This window comes from Rhizobium sp. Root149 (genome assembly GCF_001427345.1).
GTDB lineage: Bacteria > Pseudomonadota > Alphaproteobacteria > Rhizobiales > Rhizobiaceae > Neorhizobium > Neorhizobium rhizoryzae.
On record NZ_LMGD01000018.1, the window covers coordinates 1 to 1,604 of the forward strand.

At 54.2% G+C, this 1,604-nt stretch carries 1 protein-coding gene and 1 pseudogene; one reads left to right on the forward strand and one right to left on the reverse strand.

Going from position 1 to position 1,604, the window contains the following annotated elements; translation table 11 throughout:
• The first annotated feature begins 458 nt into the window (after positions 1 to 458).
• Complete coding sequence (locus ASD54_RS12010; protein WP_062554862.1) at positions 459 to 914, forward strand: Rrf2 family transcriptional regulator; 456 nt, start codon at positions 459 to 461, stop codon at positions 912 to 914.
• 461 nt (positions 915 to 1,375) lie between these two features.
• Here ASD54_RS12010 and ASD54_RS26835 read toward each other — a convergent pair.
• A pseudogene (locus ASD54_RS26835) lies at positions 1,376 to 1,604 on the reverse strand (methyl-accepting chemotaxis protein); the annotation flags it as partial.

Below are 1,604 nucleotides of genomic sequence, written 5' to 3' on the forward strand. Positions count from 1 at the left end.
ATGATGCGGTGGCTGCTGCCGCGCCTGCGGCCAGCAATGCGTTTCGTCGTGTGATCGGTGTAAAATTTGCGGTCATCTAGCACCCTGCCTTTTCGTTTCGAAAGCTTCAGGCGATGCTGTGTTCGTCTGACAGGGGTGATATTGCCGTCAGATCCCGACCTCCACAATTGCATGAATAGTGTCGAATTTGTTGCGTTTAATGAAATAATGAAAAACCTCTACTGAGCGAGGGCAAAGACATCTGAAGATGGTTCCGCCATCAGGCTGATTGGCAAATGCTCAACATCAGCGGCATAGTGCTTTGAAGCGAAAGCACTCCTAGTTATGGAGAACAGTCCCTCACACAAAACTGAGGGAATGCATCAAAGACCCTATTGCTTTTCGAGTGAAGCTTCTTGCGATTCCGATGGTTTCCATCCTATATCCCCTTCAACGTCGCGCAGCAAAAGCAGACAGGTATGTTGACCAAAAAGGGCAAATACGGGCTCAAGGCCCTCATTCATCTTGCGCGTCTGCAAAGTGGTGAAACCGCTTTTGTGGCAGACATTGCTGCACAGAACAACATATCGAAGAAGTTCCTCGACACGATCCTTCTGGAGCTTCGCAATGGTGGATTGCTGCGTTCGAAAAAGGGACCCGGTGGCGGTTATGCCTTATCAAAGCCGGCGCGCGAAATTTTTATAGGGCATGCCATTAGGATTCTCGATGGGCCACTGGCTCCCATTCGATGTGCCAGCAAGACGGCTTTCGAAGCGTGCGACGACTGCGATCATCCCGAAGACTGTCAGATCAGAGCGGCCATGACCGACGTCCGCGTCGCCATCGCAACAATTCTCGACAATATGACCTTGGAAGTGCTAGCCGCAAAAAACTCGCCCGCATCGGAAGCCGTAAACACTCTTACGCATGCATGAGTTGCCGTAGCGGGTAGCGATCTGAAACCATTGGGTCACCGAAAATGCTTCCGGTCGTCTCCCGTCTTGCAAGGAGCGCCAGTACACGTTGCCCTTTAGGATCAACGCAGGAACGGCGAGCCAGGAGGCGGTCGAGGGGAGGTCGGATCAAGGGATTGGTGATACCTCCCCCCGCATGCGATAATGTATGAAACTTCCGCAATCTGCCTTAAGATGGCTTGTCGGACAGGATTGGGCTTACATCCGAATCCGATATCAGCAGAAAGAAATCACCAGCCAAGGTGCGCGATAAAAGATCACCTACCGGCCTGGTGTCACCGGCTGCACGAATGGCGTCCAAGACCTGTTGACGGTGGCGGTTCCGTGTCGTTGGTGCGCGGAGCGTGAGCGCAGAGACGTGAGAACCGGAAGCGACCTGGTGGAAACCAGGTCGCTTCCGGACTCAATCCTGCCTTCGAACCTCAGAACTCCTGCCAATCGTCTGCCTTGTGTGCCAGATTGCCTTGCGTCTGAGGGATTGCGCGAGCGACGCGTGGCCGTGCTGGCGCGGACGCAGGCTGGGCCATTGTCTGAGCGACCTGTCGCAAGGCAGAGGAATGCGAAACGGCAGAAGCCTCCAGCTGGAACATGGAAACCAGTTCCCGCAGTTTGCCTGCTTCCTGCGAAAGTGAAGCGGCTGCAGCCGTTGAT

Coding starts and splice junctions, on each gene's coding strand:
- ASD54_RS12010 (WP_062554862.1), top strand. CDS start 459: ATGTTGACCAAAAAGGGCAAATACGGGCTCAAGGCCCTCATTCATCTT.